Raw genomic sequence first — 24,098 nt, forward strand, 5'->3', positions numbered from 1 at the left:
CCGTAGGCCGATCAGCCAGCAGGTCGGGGCTAAGCCTGTCAGGAACTGCGGTGCTGGTCCATCAACGACACCTGGTGGTCGCGAACCGTATGACCGGCCTTCGGCAACGCCGTCCATTGCCCGTCCGACCCCAGTTCCCAGCAACGTGTGGCGGGATCCAACGCCGAATCGAGGATGTCGTTCATTTGCGCAGTCAGTCGAGGGTCCTTGACCTGAACCAATACCTCGACGCGCCGATCGAGATTGCGGTGCATCATGTCGGCACTGCCGATCCAGAATTCGTTGATCGCGCGGAAATTGAAGATCCGCGAGTGCTCCAGATACTGTCCGAGAATTGATCGCACGGTGATGTTTTCGGAGAAGCCCTCGACCCCGGGCCGCAGTGCACAGATTCCGCGCACCACGACCTCGATGCGAACGCCGGCTTGCGACGCACGGTAGAGCGCGTCGATGACCTGCTCGTCGACCAGGGAGTTCATCTTCAGCCGGATATGCCCGTTGCCACGTTCCTGATGCGCGGCGATCTCCCGGTTGACGCGTTCGACGATGCCGACACGAATCCCGTGCGGTGCCACCAAGAGGTTGCGGTAGGAGACCTTGCGCGAATATCCCGTCAACGTGTTGAACAGATCGGTGAGATCGGCGCCGATGTCGGGGTCGGCGGTCAGCAGGCCGAGGTCTTCATACAGCCGAGCGGTCTTGCTGTTGTAGTTACCGGTCCCGATGTGGCAGTAACGCCGGATCGTCGACCCTTCGCGTCGTACCACCAGACATGTCTTGCAGTGCGTTTTCAGGCCGACCAGTCCGTAGGCCACGTGCACGCCGGCTTGCTCGAGTGCTCGTGCCCACTTGATGTTGGCTTGTTCGTCGAACCGGGCCTTGATTTCGACCAGCGCGACGACTTGCTTTCCCGCTGCGGCGGCTTCGATCAGCGCCCGCACGATCGGTGAATCACCGGAGGTGCGGTACAGCGTCTGCTTGATCGCCAGCACGTTGGGGTCGGCGGCGGCCAACTCGATGAAGCGTTGCGTGCTCGTCGAGAACGAGTCGTAGGGATGGTGCACCAGAACGTCACCCTCGCGCAACGTCGCGAAAATGCTCTTCGGCGACTCGCGGTCGGCGAATGCGGGGCTGGTCGCGGGAACGAAAGCAGGATCTTTCAATCCCGGTCGATCGACGCCGTAGATCTGCCACAGCGACGAAAGATCAAGCAGCCCAGGCACTTGGATGACGTCGCCAGGGTGCACGTCGAGTTCCCGCAGCAGCAGCTCGAGCATGTGCTCGGTCATGTCGTCGGCCACCTCGAGGCGCACCGGCGACCCGAACCTGCGCCGGGCCAGCTCGCGCTCCAGCGCCTGCAGCAGGTCCTCGTCGCGATCTTCGTCGACCTCGAAATCAGCGTTGCGAGTGATGCGGAAGGCGTGGTGCTCAACGATTTCCATGCCCGGGAACAGCGCCGTGAGGAAGGCCGCGATGAGCTCCTCCATCGGCAGGAAGCGGACCTCGGGCTTGCCGCCCGAGCCGTCCGCCCCGTCTCGGGTGTCCAACTCGACGAAACGATCGACGTTGTCGGGCACCTTGACCCGGGCGAAATGCTGACCGCCGTCGTCGGGCTGCCGGACGGTGACCGCGAGGTTCAGGCTCAGGCCGCTGACGAACGGGAACGGGTGAGCGGGATCTACCGCCAGCGGCGTGAGGACGGGGAAGACCTGCTCGGTGAAATACGTCGACAGCCGGTCACGCTCGGCCTGGTCCAGATCGGCCCACGTGACGATGTGAATGTTTTCTTCGGCCAGACCCGGCTCCACAGAATTGAGAAAGACCTCCGCATGCCGAGTGGCGATCTTCTGCGTCTGCTCGCCGATGCGGCGTAATTGTTCGCGCGGCGTCAGGCCGTCCGCGGAACGCACCGACAAACCCATCTCGTCCCGCCGCTTCAAGCCGGCGACGCGGACCATATAGAACTCGTCGAGGTTGGAGGCGAAGATCGCCAGGAACTTCGCCCGCTCCAGCAGCGGCAGCGAGGCGTCCTCGGCTAAGGCCAGGACGCGGGAGTTGAAGTCCAGCCAACTCAGCTCTCGATTGAGATAGCGGTCCTCGGGAAGCGGGTTGTCGACCGCGGTCGCTGTGGTGGCGGGCGGCGCTCCCGGAGCTGAATCGGCGGACTGCCACGAGCGCGTCTCGTCGGCGATCGCCGCGTCCGGCGCTTCAATATCGGTCACCCTTGCGATCATTCCTCATCGGTGGGGTGTGCTGCTACCGACTGGCACGCATCCATTTGCCGTTGTGAAGCTGTTTACCCCTCGTTACCGCGGCCGGGAGGCCAGCGCTGCGACCGCGCGACTGGTCGCCGGTCCCATCCCGAGGGCTTGCGCGACAGCCAAGTCGTCGGGTGTGTCGATGTCGCAGCGCAATCCGGGCCATGCGCCGGTGAGTTCGATTGCACCCGAAAGTCTGTGTTGCGCCGAGGAATTTGGCCCGAATCGCGGATCCAGTGCGGTTCCGAACGCACACAGAAGCGCGGTGCCCGTGCCGATGCGGTCCGCGACGAAGCTCCGCTTGTTCTGGCGCGCCGCGGCGATCGCCTCGTCGAGCTGGTGCGTCTGAACCGCGGGCAGATCACCTTGCAACACAACGATATTCGCGACCGACTCGGACACCGCCCGCTCAGCGGCATTGATCGCGTTGTTCAGTGGGTCGGGATCGCCGTCGGGCGTCGGATCGGGAAATACCTCGGCGCCGAGTTCGAGCGCTGCCGCGGCCGCGACGTCGTCGGGCGTGACGACGGTGATGCGGCGAACCGCGCTCACCCTCGCTGCCGCCGTGAGAGTGTCGACCAGCATCGCCAGCACCACACTTTCCCGCATCGGCGCGGAGAACAGCGGCGCCAGCCGAGTCTTGGCGGCCGCCAACCGCTTGACCGCGACGATCACGCCGACATCTGCATGCCCGTCGGCTCTACTGCCGCTCATGAGCCCATCCTGCCAGTGCCGATCAGTGGGGTTCGATTTGATCGCTGGGCTTGAGTTAGTTGCCCGGCTCCGAAGCACATCGCTGCGTGATGTGCCTCGTCGCTGGGCTAGTTTGGTTGCCGAGCACACAGCGCACATCCACCGGACGGAGGCCCAGCCAGCCATGTCGAGCGCGATAGCAGTGATGGGGGCCGGCGCATGGGGTTCGGCGCTGGCCAAGCTGCTCGCCGATGCCGGCGGCGAGGTGAGGCTGTGGGCGCGACGACCCGAGCTCGCCACGGAGATCAACACCACTCGACACAACCCGGACTACCTGCCGGGCGCGGCGCTGCCCGCAGGCATCACGGCGACCCCCGATCCACAGGAAGCGCTGAGCGGGGTCACAACGGTCCTGCTGGCTGTGCCCGCGCAGACGATGCGGAGCAACCTCGAGCAGTGGAACGGTCTGTTCGCCGCCGGAGCAACGTTGGTCAGCGCCGCCAAAGGCATCGAACTTGGCACGCTGATGCGGATGAGCCAGGTCATCGTCGACGTGACGGGTGTCGATTCGTCGCAGGTCGCGGTGATCTCCGGGCCGAACCTCGCCAGCGAGATCACCGCCGGGCAACCCGCTGCCACCGTCATCGCCTGCAGCGATTCGGGCCGCGCAGTTGCGGTCCAGCGCATGCTGAACGCCGGATACTTCCGGCCCTACACCAACGCCGACGTCATCGGTACGGAGATCGGCGGTGCGTGTAAGAACGTCATCGCGTTGGCCTGCGGGATGGCAGCCGGGGTGGGCCTGGGGGAGAACACCGCGGCGGCGATCATCACCCGCGGTTTGGCCGAGATCATGCGGCTCGGCATGGCGCTCGGCGCAAAGGGCGCGACGCTGGCCGGACTTGCCGGGGTCGGCGATCTGGTGGCCACCTGCACCTCGCCCCGGTCGCGTAACCGCACCTTCGGTGAATCTCTGGGCCGGGGCGCGACGCTGGAGTCCGCGATGCGCGCACGCGACGGCCACGTCGTCGAAGGGGTGACGTCGTGCGAGTCGGTGCTGGCGTTGGCATCGAGTTACGACGTCGAGATGCCGCTGACCGAGGCGGTGCACCGGGTTTGCCACAAGGGGCTGTCCGTGGATCAAGCGATGGCTCTGCTCCTGGGACGCAGCACCAAGCCGGAATGAGCTTGTAACCAGCACCGCTGCGCCAGCCGGTAGCCTCTCTAGGTTGTGAACGCCCGCCCGCCCTCCGACGCGCCCGATCAGCGGTGTGTGCGGGTCGCTGTCGTCTTCGGTGGACGCAGCAACGAGCACGCCATTTCGTGCGTCTCGGCGGGCAGCATCCTGCGCAACCTGGATCCCGCGCGGTTCGAGGTGGTCGCGGTCGGCATCACCCCGGACGGTTCGTGGGTGCTCACCGACGGTGACCCCGACGCACTGGCGATTGCCAATCGGCAGCTGCCGAGCGTGACCCTCGCGTCAGGCACGGAGTTGGCGTTGACCGCTGATCCGCGTCGGGCCGGCCAACTGGTGTCACTGTCGCCCGGCGGAGCCGAGGTGCTGACGTCGGTCGACGTGGTCTTCCCGGTTCTGCACGGGCCGTACGGCGAAGACGGCACGATCCAGGGTCTGCTCGAGCTTGCCGGCGTGCCCTACGTCGGCGCGGGCGTGTTGGCCAGCGCGGCCGGAATGGACAAAGAATTCACCAAGAAGCTGCTGGTAGCCGAGGGGTTGCCGATCGGCGAATATGCGGTGCTGCGGGCGTCGGAGTCGGATCTCGGCGCCGATCAGCGTGCCCGGCTTGGTCTTCCGGTATTCGTCAAACCCGCGCGTGGGGGGTCGTCGATCGGAGTCAGCCGGGTGGCCGACTGGCACGAGCTGCCCGCCGCCATCGAGTACGCCCGTCGGCACGACCCGAAAGTGATCGTCGAGGCGGCGATCGTGGGCCGCGAGTTGGAATGTGGCGTCCTCGAATTCCCGGACGGCACAGTGCAAGCCAGCACCATCGGTGAGATCCGGGTGGCCGGGATCCGTGGTCGCGAGGACGCCTTCTACGATTTTGCGACCAAGTACCTTGATGACGCCGCCGAACTCGACGTGCCCGCCAAGATCGACGACGATGTCAGCGATGCGTTGCGCGACTTGGCAATTCAATCATTCAGAGCGATCGACGGCCGGGGTCTGGCGCGGGTGGACTTCTTCCTCACCGAAGATGGTCCGCTGATCAACGAGGTGAATACGATGCCCGGTTTCACCACCATCTCGATGTACCCGCGGATGTGGGCGGCGAGCGGGGTCGACTACCAGACCCTGCTGTCGACCATGGTCGACACGGCGATCGCACGCGGGACGGGTCTGCGTTAGTTGCGTAGCGGGTCCGGCGGCTGTGCCCGCATGATCCGGTCGATTATCTCGGAGAGTTGCTGGATCGGTGTCGGTCCCGAACCCCGCGGCAAGGTGAGCGCGACGTAGACCGGCCGGTCGACCGCGTACCAGGTGGATCGCTGATCCTGGCTGACCTCGAACCACTGCACCCGGTCGACCATCTGTGTCGCGGACCCGACGACGAAGTCGGCCGGACGTTCCAGGCCACACCGCAACACCACGGGGTCTGCGGCACCTGCGGGCCGCCAGGCCGCGGCGCCGACGGGCGCAGGTTGCACCAATGCGGCCCGGGTGTAGTCACCGAGTCGCTGCGGCAACGCTTCCACCAGCGCCCCGCACGCGGGATCCTGCGCATGAGGCGCCGGGACCGCTGCGACGACAACCGGATTCGCGTGGTGACGGGTTGTCGCGATCGCCAACACGACGCCGAGGGCACCGATCGCCACCACCAGCGCTGTGATCAGTACCGCCCGTGGCGGACCGTCGGAGTCGGTCATTACCTCACCCTCTGCTCGAACTCGGCGCACTAGAACCTACCGTTGACCGAAGACCGGCGATCGGCAAGGAGGTGGCGTGGACAGCGGCGAATCCGATCGCACGCTCGCTGAGGTCGGCGAGTTCGGGATGATCGGCCGTATCACGCGGGCTCGGCCCGAGTCCGCCGGTGTCGCTGTCGGACCCGGTGACGACGCCGCCGTGGTGTGGGCCGCAGACGGCCGGGTGGCGGTGTCGACGGACATGCTCGTCGAGGGCAGGCATTTTCGTCTCGACTGGTCGACACCGCATGATGTCGGCCGTAAGGCGGTGGCGCAGAACGCCGCCGACATCGAAGCGATGGGTGCGACCGCGACGGCGTTCGTCGTCGGGTTCGGTGCGCCGGCCGACACACCGGCCGCACAGGTCGACGCGCTGGCTGACGGGATGTGGTCGGAGGCCGCAAGATTCGGCGCCGCGATCGTCGGGGGCGACCTGGTCGCCAGTCCGCACTGGGTGGTGTCGGTGACGGTGCTCGGCGATCTGGCCGGCCGGGCGCCGGTGCTCAGGTCCGGGGCGCAGCCGGGTTCGCGGATCGCCGTGACCGGACAACTCGGCTACTCGGCAGCGGGATATGCGTTGTGGCACAGCGGTATTGATCGGTTCAGTGAATTCCGGCAGCGTCACCTGGTGCCTCAGCCGCCCTACGGCCAGGGCCGCGCGGCGGCCGAAGCCGGTGCCCAGGCGATGATCGACGTGTCGGATGGACTGGTGGCCGACCTGCGGCACGTCGCCGAGGCGTCCGGGGTCGGCATCGATGTGAGCACCGAGGCGCTGGATGCCGATTGCCGGTTGTTGCTCGGCGCCGCCCAGGCTGTGGGCGTCGATGCGTTGACGTGGGTGCTCGGCGGGGGAGAGGACCATGCCCTGGTCGCCGCGTTCCCCGGTCCGCTGCCCGCGGGCTGGCGCGAAATCGGGCACGTGGTCGACGGTCCGGGCAGGGTGCTCGTCGACGGCGCGGAGTGGCGCGGTTACGCGGGATGGCAGTCGTTCGGGACGCCCGGTGACGGATCGCTAGGGTAGCCGGGTGATGAAGGATACGGCGTGACCGCGCGGCCGCTACGCGAGCTCATCGACGACGGCTGGGCGACCGCGTTACAGCCCGTCGAGGAGCAGGTCGCCGCCATGGGCCAATTCCTGCGTGCCGAGCTCGGCTCCGGCCGCGGCTACGTGCCGGCTGGTGAAAACGTGTTGCGCGCCTTCACGTTTCCCTTCGATCAGGTGCGTGTGCTGATCGTCGGCCAGGACCCGTACCCGACGCCTGGCCACGCCGTCGGCCTGAGCTTCTCAGTGGCCGCCGATGTGCGTCCGCTGCCGCGCAGCCTGGAGAACATCTTCGCCGAATACGCCAGCGACCTGGGCTACCCGAAGCCGGCGTGCGGCGACCTCACGCCCTGGGCCCAGCGCGGCGTGCTCCTGCTGAACCGGGTGCTGACCGTTCGGCCCGGCAACCCGGCATCCCATCGCGGTAAGGGCTGGGAGGCGGTGACGGAGTGCGCAATTCGCGCTCTGGTGGGCCGCGGGCAGCCGATGGTCGCCATCCTGTGGGGCCGCGACGCGTCGACGCTCAAGCCGATGCTGACCGGAAGTCACTGCGTGTCAATCGAATCCCCCCATCCCTCGCCGCTGTCGGCGTCGCGGGGATTCTTCGGATCGCGCCCGTTCGGCCGTGCCAACGAACTGCTGGCTCAGATGAATGCCGAACCGATCGACTGGCGACTGCCGTAGCGGCTCAGAAGGTCCAACTTCCGGACGACTGCAGGACGAGGCCGTGGTCGCCGTCGATGCACGCGGTCAGGCCGTCGACCCCGACAACGCACGTGACATTCACGGCTGTGAGTTTCTGGCCACCGTTGAGCGTCGCGAGTGAACTGCTGAACGGCGGACAGGCACCGCCATGTTTGGTGATCGGCGCATCCGACTTGGCCGACGCGCAGCCGCTGCTGCCGCCGTCGGGGGCGGAATCCGGAATTCCCATGATGTTGCCGTTGCATTCGACGGGGCCGTGCGCATTCGGGTCCGAGCTGTAGGCCCAGGTGCAGGACACGCCGCGCGCGGTGACGAATCCGATGAACGTGCTGTCGGGTTTGCTGATGGTGTAGAGCTTCGAGTCGACCGGGGTGAAGGTGTTCACGTCCGGAAACCCTGGCGGGGCGGCGGCCGCTGTCGGTGATCCCGCCGGGCCGGTCGTCGCCGTTACGGCGGCGGCAACCACCGCGGCGGTGACGATGAACGATTTCGATGACATCGGCGACATCGCTGGACCTCCGCTCGTACTGAACGCTGAATGTACTGCCAGACGTCGTCAGCGTGATCGGTGATCTCCGGAAATAGCAGCCTGCGGCATGGCGGCGCCCCAAAGCGCGGCGACAGCGGGAATGTGCGTGCGGAGCTAGCCGCGGGCGACCTTGCCGGCCTTGATGCACGACGTGCACGCGTTGACGCGGTGCTTGTTGCCGCCGGGACGGTCGGCGACGCGCACGCTCTGGATGTTCGGGTCCCAGCGGCGGCTGGTCCGACGGTGGGAGTGTGACACCGACTTGCCGAAGCCGGGGCCCTTGCCGCAGATATCGCAGACGGCAGCCATACGTGAAACTCCTCAAAGCTCTGGGGCCAACGACCGGGTCGCGGGTGGCCCGGCGACCTGGTAAGGATAGCCGTCACAGGCCGGAACTGCCAAAACGATCAACACTCGCGAGCCGCCTCGTGAGCTGTGCCGTCACCCCCAGTGGATAGGCTGGCGCCCATCGCTGGCGGCGCCGCGAGGTGCCTCAACAGGTGGGAGTGGGCCAGGTGGGGTCGGGGCTGGTTGAACCGGGTCGTCTGCTGGATGGCTCGGCCTTGCGCGACTGGGCGCACACCGCCGTCGGTGACCTGATCACCCACATCGACGAGATCAACCGTCTCAACGTGTTCCCGGTGGCCGACTCCGACACCGGCGTCAACATGCTGTTCACCATGCGATCGGCGCTGGCCGAGGCCAACGCCCAAGCCAAGTCCTCCGACGTCGTCAAGGTCGCATCGGCCCTGTCAGCGGGCGCGCTGCACGGCGCGCGGGGCAACTCCGGGGTGATTCTGTCCCAGATCCTGCGGGGCATCGCTGACGTCACGGCTCATGCCGCCGACGACTCCGGCGGCGGGCTGGAAGACATCGGCGCAGGGCTGCTCGGCACGGCGCTGCATCGCGGTGTCGACCTCGTGGTGGCCTCGATGGGCGGCGAGGAGGTGCGCGGCACCATCGTCTCGGTGCTCAAAGCCGCCGGTGACGCGGTCGAGCAGGCCGTCGGCGCCGGCGCGACGCTGCCCGAGGCGGTCATCGCTGCCGGTGATGCGGCCGTGGTCGCCCTGGAAAAGACCCCCGAGCAGCTGGACGTGCTGGGAGAGGCCGGTGTTGTCGACGCCGGCGGCCGCGGTCTGCTGGTGCTGCTCGACGCGCTGCGCTCGACGGTCACCGGGCAGGCGCCCAGCCGCAAGGTGTACGAGCCGGCCCCCCGACAACCGTCGACCGCCGCACCTGTCGCCTACCCGCCGGGCCCACAGTTCGAGGTGATGTACCTGTTGGGCGGGTGCGACGCCGAGGGCGCCGAGTCGCTACGGGAGCGCCTCGACGAGCTCGGTGAATCGGTGGCCATCGCGACGTCCGGGGTGGTCGGGGGTTACTCGGTGCACGTGCACACCGACGACGCCGGGGCCGCGGTCGAGGCGGGCCTGGAGATCGGTCATCCGCGGCGCATCCAGATCTCCGCGCTGACCAGCGGCACCGGTGGGCTGCCGCCGGGGAGCTGGACCCGGGAGCGCGCCGTACTCGCCGTCGTTGACGGCGACGGCGCCGCCGAGTTATTCGGTGAGGAGGGCGCCTGCGTGCTGCGGCCCGAGTCGTTCGACGACGACCCGGCGACCGTGATCACCGCTCAGCAGTTGCTGCGCGCCGTCGTCGACACCGGCGCGGCGCAGGTCATGGTGTTGCCCAACGGTTTCGTCGCCGCCGAGGAGCTGGTGGCCGGCTGCACCGCGGCCATCGGTTGGGGCATCGACGTGGTGCCCTTGCCGGCGGGCTCGATGGTCCAGGGCCTGGCCGCGCTCGCGGTCCACGAACCGGGCCGACAGGCCGTCGACGACGGGTACACCATGGCGCAGGCGGCGGGCAGCGCTCGGCATGGTTCGGTGCGTGTTGCGGCCGAGACGGCGCTGACCTGGGCGGGTACCTGCGAACCGGGCGACGGGCTGGGTATCGCCGGCGACGAGATACTGATCGTGGCACCCGACGTCGCGACGGCGGCCACCGGTCTGATCGACCTGTTCCTGGTCGCCGGCGGCGAGCTTGTGACGGTGCTCGTTGGTGCGCGTGTCGACGCGGACTTCGTCGAGTCGCGGCTGCACGCCCATGTGCATGACCAACATCCGGGCACCGAGCTGATCACCTATCGCACCGGGCATCGCGGCGACGCCCTGCTGATCGGGGTCGAGTAGCGATGGTGGCGCTGAGCGACCGCCTCGATCACGTCATCGGCGCCAAGTCGGCCGGCCCGCTCGACGAGTTCTTCGGCATCCGCACCGTCGACGACCTGCTGCGGCACTATCCCCGCAGCTACGTCGAAGGCGCCACAGTGCGCGGCCTCGACGACGAGCGTCCGCCCGACGGCGAGCACGTCACGCTCGTCGACGAGATCACCGACACGGCACTGCTGTCGATCAAAAACCGGCCGAAGGACAAGCTGTTTCGCGTGACGCTCGGCTCCGGGCGGGGCAAGGTCACCGCGACCTTCTTTCATCCCAAGAAGTGGATCACCGACCAGTTGAGCAAGGGCACCCGCGTCATGTTGTCCGGCGAAGTTGGCTACTTCCGCGGCGCCATGCAACTGACCCACCCCGACTTCCTGGTGCTCGACGGCCCGGCCGGGCGAAACCGCGGCAGCCGGTCGCTGAAGATGATCGCCGACGCCTCACAGGCGGTGAGCGGCGAAGTGCTGCAGGAGGCGTTCGAGCGCAGCTTCTACCCGATCTACCCGGCCAGCGCGAAAGTGCAGAGCTGGGACATCTTCGCCTGCGTGCGTCAGGTGATCGAGATGCTCGACCCGGTGGCTGATCCATTGCCCGAAACACTATGCGCCAAGCACAATCTGGTCTCCGAAGACAAGGCGTTGCGCGCCATCCATCTGGCTGAAGACGGCGCCGAGCGGCGTCGCGCGCGTGAGCGGCTGACGTTCGACGAGGCCGTCGGTTTGCAGTGGGCGCTGGTGAGTCGACGCCACGGCGAGCTCTCGCAATCCGGGCCGGCGGCGCCGGCGACTTCCGATGGTCTGCAGCACGAGCTGCTGGGCCGCCTGCCCTTCGAGCTGACGGCGGGCCAGCGCGAGGTGCTGAACGTGCTGTCCACGGAGATCGGCGCGAGCAGGCCGATGAACCGGCTCCTGCAAGGCGAAGTGGGATCGGGCAAGACGATCCTCGCGGTGCTGGCGATGCTGCAGATGGTCGACGCCGGTTACCAATGCGCCATGCTCGCGCCGACGGAAGTGCTTGCTGCACAGCATCTTCGATCGATCAACGACGTGCTCGGGCCGCTTGCGATGGGCGGGCAGCTCGGCGGGGCCGAGCGCGCCACCCGGGTCGCGCTGCTGACCGGGTCGATGTCGCCGGCCCAGAAGAAACACGTCCGCGCCGAAATCACCGGTGGCGAAGTGGGCATCGTCGTCGGGACCCACGCGCTGCTGCAGGATGCGGTCGAGTTCGACCGACTCGGCATGGTGGTGGTCGACGAGCAGCATCGGTTCGGGGTTGAGCAGCGAGACCAGTTGCGCGCCAAGGCACCTGCCGGGGTCACGCCGCACCTGCTGGTGATGACGGCCACGCCGATACCGCGGACTGTGGCATTGACGGTCTACGGGGATCTGGAGACGTCGACGCTGCGCGAACTTCCCCGCGGGCGTCAGCCGATCACCACCACCGCTGTCTTCGTCAAGGACAAACCGGCGTGGTTGGACCGGGCGTGGCATCGGATCATCGAAGAAGTCGGCGAAGGCCGCCAGGCCTATGTGGTCGCGCCGAGGATCGACGACAGCGACAGCACCGGTTCGACCGACAAGGATGAAAGACCCTCGGCGACAGTCGAAGAGCTCTACGCGCGGCTGAGCCGTGACCAGTTGGCCGGTCTCCGCTTGGGCCTGATGCACGGGCGGCTCACCGCCGAGGAGAAAGACACCGTGATGGCTGCCTTTCGCGCCCGCGAGATCCACGTGCTGGTGTGCACCACCGTCATCGAAGTCGGCGTTGACGTCCCGAACGCCACCGTGATGCTGGTGATGGATGCCGACCGGTTCGGCATCAGCCAGCTACACCAGCTGCGTGGCCGCATCGGCCGCGGCGAACACGCGAGCATCTGTCTGCTGGCCAGTTCGGTGGCGCCGCAGTCGCGGGCGGGGCAGCGACTGAGTGCCGTCGCCGGAACCCTGGACGGGTTCGAGCTGGCCGACCTGGATCTGCAGGAGCGCCGTGAAGGAGATGTCCTGGGACGCAGCCAATCCGGGCGCGCGATCACGCTACAACTGCTGTCGTTGATCGACCATCGCGAAGTCATCGAAGCGGCCCGGGAGTTTTGCGAACAGGCCTATGAGCAACAGGCCATGCACGCCGGATTGGCGCTGTTGGCAGCGCAATTCACCGGTAACGAGCGCATCGACTTTCTGGACAAGTCATGACCCGCCGAACACTGCTGTGGCTCTCGGCGCTGGCCGTGCTCGCCGTGCTGGTTGCCTACCAGGTCGTGGTCACCTCCGCGGGCGAGCGCGACCGCGAGTTCGAGGCGCGGGCCGACGTCCCGACGCTGCAGCCCGGGGCCGACCCGCTGGCCGGAATCGCCGTGGTGCCGCTGCGGATCCACCGCTACGACTACCGGCGCGCGGCGTTCGGCGACGCCTGGACCGACGACACCGATGCGCCCGGCGGGCACAACGGCTGCGATACCCGCGACGACATCCTCAACCGCGACCTGACCGACAAGACCTACGTGTTCACCAAACATTGCCCCGATGCGGTCGAGACCGGAACCCTGCACGACCCCTACACCAGCGCCGTCATCGAGTTTCACCGTGGCGCGAAGGTCGGCGAGGCGGTCCAGATCGACCACATCGTGCCGCTGGCGCTGGCCTGGGACCTGGGAGCCTACGACTGGCCGGTTGCCGAGCGGATCCGGTTCGCCAACGACCCGGCCAACCTGCTGGCGGTGTCGGGGCAGGCCAACGAGGACAAGAGCGACTCGCAACCGGGCCTATGGATGCCGCCCAACACCGCGTTTCACTGCCAGTACGCCATGCAGTTCATCGCGGTGACCCGCGGCTACCAACTTCCCGTCGACGTGGTGTCGAGCAACGTGCTGCGCCAAGCCGCGGCAACATGCCCGGCGGGCTAGCGGGTCAGACCCCGGTGTAGGTCAGCGGATCCTCGCGCACCCGGGTGCCGTCGTTGAGCTCGTTGAGCGCTTCCATGTGCTCGGCGGCCAATTCAAAATCAAGGACGTTGAAGTTGTCGGCGATGCGCTCGGGGTTGGCCGATCGCGGGATCACCACGTTGCCCAGCTGGGTGCTCCACCGGATCAGCACCTGCGCGGGCGTGCGGTCGTACTCGCCGGCGATCGACGTCACGGTCGGATTGTCCAGCAGCCGACCCACTGCCAGCGGGCTGTAGGCCTCGGTGACAATGTTGTGCTCGGCGTTGACCGCGCGCAGCTCGGCCTGGTTGAGCAGCGGATGCAGCTCGATCTGGTTGACCGCAGGGGTGACGAAGGTCAGGTCGATGACGTTGGAGATGTGCTCCTCGGTGAAGTTGCACACCCCGATCGAGCGGGCGAAGCCGTTGTGACGCAGCTGAATCAGCGCCCCGAAAGCATCGACGTACTTGCCCAGCGCCGCCGCCGGCCAGTGCACGAGGTAGAGGTCCACGTAGTCCAGGCCCAGCTTTTCCAGACTGACCTTGCAGGCGTCCTGCGAGGTTTGGAAGCCCTGGTCGGCGTTTGCCACCTTGGTGGTGACGAACAGCTCGGCGCGGGGAATGCCGGAGGCGGCGATCGCGCGGCCGACGGCGGCCTCGTTGCCGTAGACCGAGGCGGTATCGATCAGCCGATAGCCGATCTCCAACGCTGCGGATACCGCGCGCTCGGTTTCGTCGTCCGACAGTTCGGCGACACCGAGCCCGATGACCGGCATCGTGTTCTCGTCGTTGAGCGCGATGGAGGGGACCGAAAGGTTGGAGCCGCCCGTCATCTTCTACCTGCCTGTGAATTCGAAGGTTCGTGGATCTGGCCCGAGCCGGTTTCCGTCGTCGAGCGACGAGATCGACGCCATGTCGACATCGCTGAGTTCGAAATCGAACACATCGAAGTTGCTCGCGATCCGCTGAGGGTTTACCGACTTAGGGATGACGATATTACCGAGTTGGATATGCCACCGGATCAGCACCTGTGCTGGGGTTCGGCCGACGCGGTCGGCGACGGCGGTAACGGCGGGATCGCTGAGCAGTGATCCCTGACCCAGCGGACCCCACGCCTCCGTCGCGATGCCCAGCCGGGCGTGCATCTCGCGCAGCTTGGTTTGCGCCAGTCGCGGGTGCAGCTCGACCTGGTTGACGGCAGGAACGATGCCGGTGGCGTCGATGAGCGTCTCGAGGTGCTCGGGTTCGAAGTTGCTGACCCCGATGGACCGGATCCGACCCTGGTCGCGCAGGTGGGCGAACGCCTTGAAGGTGTCGACGAATTTATTCAGCGAGGGCACCGGCCAGTGCACGAGATAAAGGTCCAGATAATCGATGCCCAACCGGTCCATGCTGGCGTCGAAGGCACGCAGCGTGCTGTCGTAGCCCTGGTCGGCATTCCACAGTTTGGTCACCAAGTAGAGTTCGTCGCGGGGCAGGCCGGATTCGGAGACCGCGCGACCGGTTTCGCGTTCGTTGCCGTACATCGCCGCGGTGTCGATATGGCGGTAACCGGCCTGCAACGCAGTGCTCACCGCCTGCTCGGTGTCCGCGGGCGGAATCTTGAATACGCCGAATCCGACCGCGGGGATGGAATTACCGTCGTTCAGTGGGACCGAGGGACTCAAGGAACTAGCCATGACACGAAGTCTGCCAGGCCTACCGGATCAGCAGCTCAAGGCCGGTCGCCTGTCCGAACGCCTGCAGAGCCTCGCCACCAGCGTCGGTCTCAAGGTGATTCCCTGGGTGCCGACCGGGGCCAAACGGCTGCTGTCGGGCGGCCGGTCGGTGATCATCGACGGCAACACGCTGGACCCCACCTTGCAGCTGGCGCTGTCCGGGTTGCGCGCGTTCGGTCTCAACGGCCTGGTGCTGGACGGGGATGTCGCCGTCTCGCGAGCCAGCTTGCGCGAGATGACCAATGGGTTCGCCGGGCCGCAGATTCACGTCGGTGTGAACGAGGTGTCGATACCGGGGCCCGCCGGACCGATCCGGACCCGGCACTATCACCCGGCGACGTCGGCTCCGGCGCCGTTGGTCGTCTTCTACCACGGCGGCGGATGGGTCATCGGCGATCTGGACACCCACGACCCGCTGTGCCGGCTGACCTGCCGCGACGCCGACGTTCACGTGCTGTCGATCGATTACCGGCTGGCTCCCGAGCATGCGGCGCCGGCCGCAGCCGACGACGCCTATGCGGCGTTCCAATGGGCATACGAGCACGCCGCCGACCTCGGCGCGATCCCGGGCAAAGTCGCCGTCGGCGGTGACAGTGCCGGCGGGAACCTGGCCGCCGTGGTGTCGCAGCGGGCGCGCGACGAAGGCGGCCCGGCGCCGGTGTTGCAGTGGCTGATCTATCCGCGCACCGACTTCACCGCCAAGACCAGATCGCTGAGCCTGTTCGCCGACGGCTTCCTGCTCACCAAGGCAGACATCGACTTTTTCACCGAGCAGTATCTGGGTGGCTCCGGTGTCGACCCCGCCGATCCGCGGGTGTCGCCGCTGCTGGCCGGCTCGCTGTCGGGCTTGCCGCCCGCGCTGGTCGCGACGGCAGGCTTCGACCCGCTGCGCGACGAGGGCAATCTCTACGCGGCGGCGCTGCGCGAGGCCGGAACCCCGGTTGACTTGCGCACGTTCGGTGCGCTGACGCACGGGTTCGCCAGCCTGTTCCCGCTCGGTGGCGGCAGCGCGGTGGCCACCACCGAGCTGATTTCGGCGCTGCGCGCTCACCTCAGCCGCGTCTGAGCAGCGGGCAACGACGCCGGTAGGCTTAGGCGCTATCGCCGACTGCTCCGCGGTCGGACAGCCAAACCGTCTATCGCATAACGGAGTGTGAGTGAGCCCATGGGCGACAAAGCCGCCAAATCAAAACGCCCGGCCTACGACCTGAACGCCGCCGGGCGCCGACGCGACCTGTTGGTCCGAATCGGCCTGACCTCCGTCGTGGTGATCTTCGCCGTCGTCCTCGTCGGCTACATCGTGATCTCGCACGACAAGAAGACGTCGAGCACCGCGCAGCGCGCGATCCGGGTGACGACGAGCAAACTCGTCACCAAAGACGGCAGCAAGGATCCCAAGGCCGTCGTGTCGTTCTACGAAGACTTCCTCTGCCCGGCGTGCGGGAATTTCGAGCGCGGGTTCGGGCCGACGGTGTCGAAGATGATCGACAGCGGCGCCATCGCCGCCGACTACTACATGACGGCGTTGCTCAGCCGCCCGTCCAATGATGAGTACTCGGCGCGGGCCGGCAACGCCGCCTACTGCGTGGCCGACGAGTCGATCGACGCGTTCCGGCGTTTCCACACCGCGCTCTACACCGCGGACATTCAGCCGTCCGAGACCGGCACGACGTTCCCGGACAACGCGAAGCTGACCGAACTCGCCCGCGAGGCCGGCGTGGTGGGCAAGGTCCCGCAGTGCATCAAGGACGGCAAGTACATGCCGATGGTCAACGGTTTGGCGACCGCCGCCGGTATCCACGCCACCCCGACAGTCCGCATCAACGGCCAGGACTACCAGTGGTCGACGCCGGATGCGTTCGTGGCCAAGATCAAAGAGATCGTCGGGGACGTGCCCGGGCTCGAGTCGGCTGCGACCCCCGCGGCGTCGTGACCACAACGACAGCCAAACCTGATGAACCGGTAGAGGATTCGATACCGCGGTCGGAAGGCCCGCGGGTATCGCCGGCCAGCGCGTGGTGGGTGTTGATCGCCGGGGTCGTCGGGTTGGTTGCCTCGGGCACCCTGACCGTCGAGAAGATCCAGCTTCTGCTCAATCCGTACTACGTGCCGTCGTGCAACCTGAACCCGATCCTGTCGTGCGGCTCTGTGATGAAAACGCCGCAGGCATCGGTACTGGGATTCCCCAACCCGCTGATCGGCATCGCCGCGTTCAGCGTCGTGACTGTCACAGGCTTACTGGCAGTGACGAAAGTCCGCCTGCCGCAGTGGTATTGGGTCGGCATGACGCTGGGGACGCTGGCCGGCGCCGGGTTCGTGCACTGGCTGATCTTCCAGAGCCTCTACCGCATCGGGGCGTTGTGCCCCTATTGCATGGTGGTGTGGGTGGTGACCGTGTCGTTGCTGGTGGTGGTGGCCTCGATCGCGTTCGGGCCGACCGATGCGACGCGCGGTAACGTCGTCGCGCGCGAGATCCACCATTGGCGGTGGTCGATTGCGACGCTGTGGTTTACCGCTGTCTTTTTGATGATTGTGGCCCGGTTCTGGGACTACTGGTCGACGCTGATCTGAACAATCTGCCCATCCCACGAGCCGAAGAGGGACGTACGTGATCTCCAAAGTGCTGGTTGCCAATCGCGGCGAGATTGCTGTTCGGGCGTTTCGGGCCGCTTACGAACTCGGCGTCGGCACGGTCGCTGTCTACCCCTACGAAGACCGAAATTCGTTGCACCGCTTGAAGGCCGACGAGTCTTACCAGATTGGCGAGATCGGCCACCCGGTGCGGGCGTATCTGTCGGTCAGCGAGATCGTCGACACCGCTCGGCGTGCGGGTGCCGACGCGGTGTATCCCGGCTACGGGTTCTTGTCGGAGAACCCGCAGCTGGCCTCCGAGTGTGCGAAGAAGGGCATCACGTTCGTCGGCCCCAAAGCCGAAGTGCTTGCGCTGACCGGTAACAAGTCGCGTGCCGTGGCCGCGGCGCGCGAGGCCGGTCTGCCGGTTTTGACGTCATCGGCACCGTCGTCCTCCGTCGACGAACTGGTATCCGCCTCGGCCGACATGGATTTCCCGTTGTTCGTCAAGGCGGTCGCCGGCGGTGGGGGCCGCGGTATGCGGCGGGTCACCGACGCCGAGGCGTTGCCCGAAGCCATCGAGGCGGCCAGCCGGGAAGCCGAGTCGGCGTTCGGCGATCCGACGGTCTACCTCGAGCAGGCCGTGCTCAACCCGCGTCACATCGAAGTCCAGATCTTGGCCGACACGCACGGCAACGTGATCCATCTCTACGAACGCGACTGCAGTGTGCAGCGCCGCCACCAGAAGGTCGTCGAGCTGGCACCCGCCCCGAACCTGCCCGAGGAGTTGCGGGACAAGATCTGCGCCGACGCCGTGGCCTTCGCCCGCCACATCGGCTACACCTGCGCGGGCACCGTGGAATTCCTGCTCGACGAGCGTGGTCATCACGTCTTCATCGAGATGAATCCCCGGATCCAGGTCGAGCACACCGTCACCGAGGAGATCACCGACGTCGACCTGGTGTCCAGCCAGCTGCGCATCGCGGGCGGAGAAACCCTCGACGATCTAGGTCTGCGGCAGGAGGCCATCCGCCCGCACGGCGCCGCGCTGCAGTGCCGGATCACCACCGAAGACCCGGCCAACGGTTTCCGGCCGGACACCGGACGGATCACCACCTACCGCAGCCCGGGCGGGGCGGGCATTCGGCTGGACGGCGGAACCAATCTCGGCGCCGAGGTCAGCGCCCACTTCGACTCGATGCTGGTGAAGCTGACCTGCCGGGGCCGCGACTTCACCACCGCCGTCAACCGGGCCCGGCGCGCGATCGCGGAGTTCCGCATCCGCGGTGTGTCGACGAATATCCCGTTCCTGCAAGCGGTCCTGGACGATCCGGATTTTCAGGCCGGCCACGTCACCACGTCGTTCATCGAAGAGCGGCCGGCGCTTCTCACCTCGCGATCCTCGGCCGACCGCGGCACCAAGATCCTCAATTACCTGGCCGACGTGACCGTCAACAAGCCGCACGGTTCGCGACCGTCGACGGTTTACCCGCAAGACAAGCTGCCCGACATCGATCTGACGAAAGCGCCGCCGGCCGGGTCCAAGCAGCTGCTCGTCGAGTTGGGCCCCGAGGGTTTCGCGCGCTGGCTGCGGGACTCGGCCGGAGTTCGCCTCACCGACACGACCTTTCGGGACGCCCACCAGTCGCTGTTGGCGACCCGGGTTCGCACCAGCGGGCTGGGACTGGTGGCGCCCTACATCGCCCGGACCACGCCTCAGTTGCTGTCCGTGGAGTGCTGGGGCGGTGCCACCTACGACGTGGCGCTGCGATTCCTCAAGGAAGACCCGTGGGAGCGGCTGGCCGAGCTACGCGAATTGATGCCGAACATCTGTCTGCAGATGCTGCTGCGGGGCCGCAATACCGTTGGCTACACGCCGTACCCGGAGCTGGTCACCTCGGCCTTCGTCGAGGAGGCCACCGCGACCGGGATCGACATCTTCCGCATCTTCGATGCGCTGAACAACCTCGATTCGATGCGCCCGGCGATCGATGCGGTCCGCGAAACGGGTTCTGCGATAGCCGAAGTCGCGATGTGCTACACCGGCGACCTGTCCGATCCGGGCGAGAACCTCTACACGCTGGACTATTACCTGAAGCTGGCTGAGGCAATCGTGGATGCCGGGGCGCATGTGCTGGCGATCAAGGACATGGCCGGGCTGCTGCGCCCGCAGGCCGCGCGACAACTGGTCGGCGCGCTGCGCAGTCGCTTCGACCTGCCCGTGCACGTGCATACCCATGACACGCCGGGGGGTCAGCTGGCCAGCTACATCGCTGCCTGGCAGTCCGGTGCCGACGCGGTCGACGGCGCTTCGGCGCCGATGGCGGGAACCACCAGCCAGCCCGCGTTGAGCTCGATCGTCGCGGCCGCTGCGCACACCGACTACGACACCGGGTTGTCGCTGCCGGCGGTGTGCGCGCTGGAGCCGTACTGGGAGGCACTGCGAAAGGTCTACGCGCCCTTCGAGTCCGGGCTGCCCGGCCCGACGGGACGGGTGTATCACCACGAAATCCCCGGCGGTCAGCTGTCGAATCTTCGCCAACAGGCCATCGCGCTGGGGCTGGGGGACCGGTTCGAGGAAATCGAAGAGGCCTACGCCGGCGCAGACCGGGTCTTGGGCAGGCTGATCAAGGTCACGCCGTCGTCCAAGGTGGTCGGTGATCTTGCGCTGGCACTCGTCGGCGCGGGCCTGAGCGCCGATGAGTTCGCCGCCAATCCAGAACAATTCGACATCCCGGAGTCGGTGCTCGGCTTTTTGCGCGGGGATCTCGGCGACCCGGCAGGCGGCTGGCCGGAGCCTTTGCGCTCGAAAGCCTTGGCCGGCCGCGGCGAGCCCAAGCCCGTCGAGCAGTTGACCCCCGAAGACGAAAAGGCACTGGGGTTGCCGGGGCACAAACGCCAGGCCACCCTGAACCGACTGTTATTTCCAGGCCCGACAAAGGAATACGAGTCGCACGCGGAGACCTACGGCGATACGTCGCGGCTGTCGGCCAATCAGTTCTTCTACGGCCTGCGCCAGAACGAGGAGCACCGGGTACAGCTGGAGCCCGGTGTGGAGCTGCTGATCGGGTTGGAGGCGATCTCGGAACCCGACGAGCGTGGGATGCGGACGGTGATGTTCATCATCAACGGCCAGCTGCGGCCGGTGGAGGTCCGGGATCGCGGGATTGCCAGCGAGATTCCGGCTGCGGAGAAAGCCGACCGTGCCAACCCGAATCACGTCGCGGCCCCCTTCGCCGGTGTCGTCACCGTCGGGGTGTCCGCCGGCGACAAGGTGAGCGCCGGCCAGACCATCGCGACCATCGAGGCCATGAAGATGGAAGCCCCGATCACGGCGCCCACCGACGCCACCGTGGAGCGGGTCGCGGTGTCGGCCACCGCCCAGGTGGAGGGTGGGGATCTGCTGGTGGTGCTCGGCTGACGCGCATCATCGGGGGTGTCGCCGGAGGACGGCGCATCGCGGTCCCGCCGCGGGGGACCCGGCCGACGACGGATCGGGTTCGCGAGTCGTTGTTCAACATCGTGACCGCGCGGCTGGATCTGACCGGTCTGGCCGTGCTGGATCTGTACGCCGGCTCGGGTGCGCTGGGTCTGGAAGCGCTGTCACGCGGAGCGGCCTCGGCGCTGTTCGTGGAATCCGATCGCCGGGCGGCGACGGTGCTCGAACGCAATATCGCGACGCTCGGCCTGCCCGGTGCGACGGTGCGCCGCGGTCTGGTCGCGACCGTGCTGACCGGGGGAGCGGCGGCCCCGGTCGATCTGGTGCTCGCCGACCCGCCGTACGAGGTGGACGCCGCCGAGGTCCAGGCCGTCATCGGCGCCCTGACGGTGCACGGCTGGGTGCACGACGGGACGCTGGCGATCGTCGAGCGCGCGGCGGCCGGTGCGCCGCTCGGCTGGCCGCCGGACTGGGAGCCCAAGCAGCCCCGCATTTACGGCGACACCCGCCTAGAGCTGGCCGAACGGCGCTGAGCCAGCGTGTACCGTCATCCACCATGAGTGCCGCTCCTCCTCAGCGCTTCGCTCTGCATCGTCGGCGGCACGCACCATGAGTGCCGCTCCTCCTCAGCGCTTCGCTCTGCATCGTCGGCGGCACGGACCATGAGCGGCGCCGTATGCCCCGGATCTTTCGATCCCGTGACGCTGGGCCACATCGACGTTTTTGAACGGGCCGCTGCGCAATTCGACGAAGTGGTGGTGGCGATCCTGGTCAACCCCGCCAAAAGAGGCATGTTCGACATCGACGAGCGGATCGCGATGATCGAGGAGTCGACGACGCACCTGCCGAATCTGCGGGTGGCGTCGGGGCAGGGGCTGGTGGTCGACTTCGTCAGGTCATGCGGGATGACGGCGATCGTCAAAGGTCTGCGCACCGGCACCGACTTCGAATACGAACTGCAGATGGCGCAGATGAACAAGCACGTCGCGGGCGTCGACACGTTCTTCGTGGCAACCACACCGCGGTATTCGTTTGTTTCGTCGTCGTTGGCCAAAGAGGTCGCGACGCTGGGCGGCGACGTGTCCGAGCTGCTGCCCGATCCGGTCAATCGCCGACTGGCCGAGAAACTGCACGCACGCTGAAACCGTCAACGCGGCCGGGCGAAAGCCGCGGCCGCGCTGGCGGTTTGGCTAGGTGTACTGACCTGAGAGGTTAGGTACGCGGGTGGCGGGTGGTTGGCCGCCGAGTGCGGTGTGGCCGCGGTGGAAATTGTAGGTGTGCAGCCAGGTGGTGAATTCCTGGCAGCGTTCGGCGTCGCTGCGGTAGAGCCGGGCGTAGGCCCATTCGTCGGCCAGGGTGCGGTGAAACCGCTCTACTTTGCCGTTGGTCTGGGGTCGATAGGGTCGGGTCCGGCGATGTTCGATGTGACCCAGGGCGTCAGCAAAGGCGTGCGAGCGGTAGCAGGAGCCGTTGTCGGTCAACACTTTCCGTACGGTGATGCCGGATTCGGCGAACCATGCGTTAGCGCGCAGCCAAAACCCTGCTGCGGTGTCTTTTCGCTCGTCGGCCAGCAGCTCGCTGTAGGCCAGTCGAGAGTGTGCATCCAGGGCGGTATGTAGGAAGTGATAGCCGCGCACAGGATTGCGGTACCCGTTGCGTTTCCCGCTGGACTTATCGGCCTGGGAGTGACGTTGGCCTACCGAGCGGCCCAACATGCGCCAACCACCGCCGGCGGGAATCTTGCCCAGCTTTTTGACGTCGACATGAACCAGATCCCCACAGTGCTCGGAGTGCATGCGGCGCACGACGCGCCCGGTCGGGCGATCCAGCCAGCGTAATTTGGCCAGCCGATATCGGGTCAGGACCCGATGCACCGTCGAGGGATGAATTCCGAGCAGGTAACCGATACGTGCTGGTCCCCAGCGTCGAGTAACACGCACCCCGATGATGCGCCGCTCGGTGCGCGTCGGGGTCCGGTTGGGGCTGTGATGCGGGCGCGAGGACCGATCGGCCATGCCGGCCTCACCGAACGCGCGATACCGGCTTGCCCAGCGCGCCGCGGTGCTCACCGCAACCTGGAAGCGCTCTGCGGCCCGCCGCAGCGGCCAACCATCCTCGACAACACAACGCGCTAAACGCAGACGGCCCAGCTCCGACAAAGGGGCATTACGGTGAGACACGAAGACCTCCGGTGTGTGAGTGCTTTCCTAGACAGCTCGCACTTCACTCGGAGGTCTTCGCTTTGTCACCACACCACGCCGTCACCAACGTCCGTGGTCAGTACAGCTAGGTCAGCTCTCGGCGAGCGCGCCGTGCAGCGACTGCTTGGCTTCGGTGATCGCCGTCAGTACCTTGGTTCGCGCTTCGGCGAGCTTCGCCTTCTGCGCGTCGGTGCCCGACCAGTGGATCGTGCGAGCCAGACCGGCGAGTTCGAACAGGCCCCAGCGGATCTTGGCGACGTCGCCGAATTTCCCGGCCTGAGCAAGCCGCGCGTGAATGCTCTCGCTGCTGATGCCTTTCCACTGCAACACATTACGGCCCAACTCGGTCAGAGTGGCCACCCCGTCGTCGACGCTGACGAAGCCCCGGCCGGCGAGCTTGCCGATCGCTAGCTCGACGATCTCCTGCGGCGGCGTGAACGCACCGTCGGTGGCGTCGTGAACGCGCTGGACGAGCTGTTCGGCGTTGGCGGGCCCATCGAGCAGCAGGGCGGCGGTACCGACCACCGCACGCCGGCGGCGTCCACCCCAGCCGTGCCCGCCTCGGCCATGTCCGCCCTGGCCGGGCCCACCCCAGCCGGGGCCGCCCCAGCCGGGGCCGCCGAAGCCTGGTCCGCCATAACCCGGGCCACCGAAACCTGGTCCGCCAAATCCCGGGCCACCGAAGCCCGGTCCGCCAAAGAATCCGTTACCGGACATTGTTGTCTCCTTCAATCGAGTGGCGACTGGTCGGCCGACACAGCCGCTTACTGTTAGATCTACTTAGTTGATACGCGCGGGCTGCTACCGTGTCAAGTAACTTGATACTGGCGCATGTCGTGCGACACGCGATCACCGATCGCGTGTCAGCATTAGGCG

21 protein-coding genes and 1 pseudogene are annotated in these 24,098 nt (G+C 67.0%); 13 read left to right on the forward strand and 9 right to left on the reverse strand.

Going from position 1 to position 24,098, the window contains the following annotated elements; translation table 11 throughout:
- Positions 1-38: 38 nt before the first annotated feature.
- Both G6N27_RS24835 and cofC read right to left on the reverse strand, forming a co-directional pair.
- Positions 39-2,241 (reverse strand): annotated as a pseudogene (locus G6N27_RS24835) (RNA degradosome polyphosphate kinase).
- Positions 2,242-2,306: 65 nt separating this feature from the next.
- Positions 2,307-2,972 (reverse strand): 2-phospho-L-lactate guanylyltransferase, encoded by a 666-nt coding sequence (gene cofC, locus G6N27_RS24840; RefSeq protein ID WP_163781078.1) that lies wholly within the window; start codon positions 2,970-2,972, stop codon positions 2,307-2,309.
- A 163-nt stretch (positions 2,973-3,135) separates the two neighbouring features.
- Between cofC and G6N27_RS24845 the strand changes: the two genes are divergently transcribed.
- Positions 3,136-4,137, forward strand: a complete 1,002-nt coding sequence (locus tag G6N27_RS24845) for an NAD(P)H-dependent glycerol-3-phosphate dehydrogenase (protein ID WP_163781079.1) — start codon at positions 3,136-3,138, stop codon at positions 4,135-4,137.
- Between the two features lie 45 nt (positions 4,138-4,182).
- Positions 4,183-5,316 carry a D-alanine--D-alanine ligase family protein gene (locus G6N27_RS24850; RefSeq protein WP_163781081.1) on the forward strand — a complete coding sequence of 378 codons (1,134 nt, stop codon included), beginning with the start codon at positions 4,183-4,185 and terminating at the stop codon, positions 5,314-5,316.
- Here G6N27_RS24850 and G6N27_RS24855 read toward each other — a convergent pair.
- Entirely contained in the window at positions 5,313-5,834 is a 522-nt protein-coding gene (locus tag G6N27_RS24855) for a DUF3515 domain-containing protein (RefSeq protein WP_163781083.1), read from the reverse strand. The two genes, G6N27_RS24850 and G6N27_RS24855, sit on opposite strands and share 4 nt — an antisense overlap.
- Before the next feature lie 76 nt (positions 5,835-5,910).
- Here G6N27_RS24855 and G6N27_RS24860 point away from each other — a divergent pair, with 76 nt between their 5' ends.
- Positions 5,911-6,894 (forward strand): thiamine-phosphate kinase, encoded by a 984-nt coding sequence (locus G6N27_RS24860; protein ID WP_264072561.1) that lies wholly within the window; start codon positions 5,911-5,913, stop codon positions 6,892-6,894.
- Positions 6,895-6,915: 21 nt separating this feature from the next.
- A complete protein-coding gene (locus tag G6N27_RS24865) occupies positions 6,916-7,599 on the forward strand; it encodes a uracil-DNA glycosylase (protein ID WP_163781086.1) in 684 nt (227 codons plus the stop codon).
- Positions 7,600-7,603: 4 nt separating this feature from the next.
- Here the strand turns inward: G6N27_RS24865 and G6N27_RS24870 are convergent, their stop codons facing one another.
- Both G6N27_RS24870 and rpmB read right to left on the reverse strand, forming a co-directional pair.
- Positions 7,604-8,119 (reverse strand): hypothetical protein, encoded by a 516-nt coding sequence (locus G6N27_RS24870; protein ID WP_163781088.1) that lies wholly within the window; start codon positions 8,117-8,119, stop codon positions 7,604-7,606.
- 144 nt (positions 8,120-8,263) lie between these two features.
- Complete coding sequence (gene rpmB / locus G6N27_RS24875) at positions 8,264-8,458, reverse strand: 50S ribosomal protein L28 (RefSeq protein ID WP_163781090.1); 195 nt, start codon at positions 8,456-8,458, stop codon at positions 8,264-8,266.
- Positions 8,459-8,655: 197 nt separating this feature from the next.
- Here rpmB and G6N27_RS24880 point away from each other — a divergent pair, with 197 nt between their 5' ends.
- Genes G6N27_RS24880 through G6N27_RS24890 form a run of 3 tightly spaced genes read left to right on the forward strand, consistent with a single transcriptional unit; the run spans position 8,656 to position 13,276 of the window.
- Entirely contained in the window at positions 8,656-10,341 is a 1,686-nt protein-coding gene (locus tag G6N27_RS24880; protein WP_163782326.1) for a DAK2 domain-containing protein, read from the forward strand.
- A gap of 2 nt (positions 10,342-10,343) precedes the next feature.
- A complete protein-coding gene (gene recG / locus G6N27_RS24885; protein ID WP_163781092.1) occupies positions 10,344-12,566 on the forward strand; it encodes an ATP-dependent DNA helicase RecG in 2,223 nt (740 codons plus the stop codon).
- Positions 12,563-13,276, forward strand: coding sequence for an HNH endonuclease family protein (locus tag G6N27_RS24890; RefSeq protein ID WP_163781094.1), 714 nt, complete (start codon positions 12,563-12,565; stop codon positions 13,274-13,276). Before recG ends, G6N27_RS24890 begins: the two co-directional genes overlap by 4 nt.
- Before the next feature lie 4 nt (positions 13,277-13,280).
- On the opposite strand, the gene G6N27_RS24895 is transcribed toward G6N27_RS24890, so the two are convergent.
- Both G6N27_RS24895 and G6N27_RS24900 read right to left on the reverse strand, forming a co-directional pair.
- Positions 13,281-14,126, reverse strand: coding sequence for an aldo/keto reductase (locus tag G6N27_RS24895; protein WP_163781095.1), 846 nt, complete (start codon positions 14,124-14,126; stop codon positions 13,281-13,283).
- A gap of 3 nt (positions 14,127-14,129) precedes the next feature.
- On the reverse strand, positions 14,130-14,972 hold the full coding sequence (locus G6N27_RS24900) for an aldo/keto reductase (RefSeq protein ID WP_163781097.1): 843 nt from the start codon (positions 14,970-14,972) through the stop codon (positions 14,130-14,132).
- Here G6N27_RS24900 and G6N27_RS24905 point away from each other — a divergent pair.
- From G6N27_RS24905 to coaD, 6 genes are all read left to right on the forward strand, one after another.
- A complete protein-coding gene (locus tag G6N27_RS24905) occupies positions 14,971-16,077 on the forward strand; it encodes an alpha/beta hydrolase (protein WP_163781099.1) in 1,107 nt (368 codons plus the stop codon). The two genes, G6N27_RS24900 and G6N27_RS24905, sit on opposite strands and share 2 nt — an antisense overlap.
- A 99-nt stretch (positions 16,078-16,176) precedes the next feature.
- Entirely contained in the window at positions 16,177-16,944 is a 768-nt protein-coding gene (locus tag G6N27_RS24910; RefSeq protein WP_163781101.1) for a DsbA family protein, read from the forward strand.
- 41 nt (positions 16,945-16,985) lie between these two features.
- Positions 16,986-17,582 carry a vitamin K epoxide reductase family protein gene (locus G6N27_RS24915; protein WP_232065194.1) on the forward strand — a complete coding sequence of 199 codons (597 nt, stop codon included), beginning with the start codon at positions 16,986-16,988 and terminating at the stop codon, positions 17,580-17,582.
- Positions 17,583-17,619: 37 nt separating this feature from the next.
- On the forward strand, positions 17,620-21,003 hold the full coding sequence (locus G6N27_RS24920) for a pyruvate carboxylase (protein ID WP_163781105.1): 3,384 nt from the start codon (positions 17,620-17,622) through the stop codon (positions 21,001-21,003).
- Positions 21,000-21,554 carry a 16S rRNA (guanine(966)-N(2))-methyltransferase RsmD gene (rsmD, locus tag G6N27_RS24925; protein ID WP_163782327.1) on the forward strand — a complete coding sequence of 185 codons (555 nt, stop codon included), beginning with the start codon at positions 21,000-21,002 and terminating at the stop codon, positions 21,552-21,554. The genes G6N27_RS24920 and rsmD overlap by 4 nt, the downstream gene beginning before the upstream one ends.
- 129 nt (positions 21,555-21,683) lie before the next feature.
- Positions 21,684-22,163: a pantetheine-phosphate adenylyltransferase gene (coaD, locus tag G6N27_RS24930; RefSeq protein ID WP_163781107.1), complete on the forward strand. Its 480-nt coding sequence runs from the start codon at positions 21,684-21,686 to the stop codon at positions 22,161-22,163.
- Positions 22,164-22,211: 48 nt separating this feature from the next.
- On the opposite strand, the gene G6N27_RS24935 is transcribed toward coaD, so the two are convergent.
- Positions 22,212-23,201 (reverse strand): IS481 family transposase, encoded by a 990-nt coding sequence (locus tag G6N27_RS24935; RefSeq protein WP_163781110.1) that lies wholly within the window; start codon positions 23,199-23,201, stop codon positions 22,212-22,214.
- A 111-nt stretch (positions 23,202-23,312) separates the two neighbouring features.
- Positions 23,313-23,939, reverse strand: a complete 627-nt coding sequence (locus tag G6N27_RS24940; protein WP_179963330.1) for a hypothetical protein — start codon at positions 23,937-23,939, stop codon at positions 23,313-23,315.
- Positions 23,940-24,098 lie beyond the last annotated feature (159 nt).

The organism is Mycobacterium cookii (genome assembly GCF_010727945.1).
Classification (GTDB): Bacteria; Actinomycetota; Actinomycetes; order Mycobacteriales; family Mycobacteriaceae; genus Mycobacterium; species Mycobacterium cookii.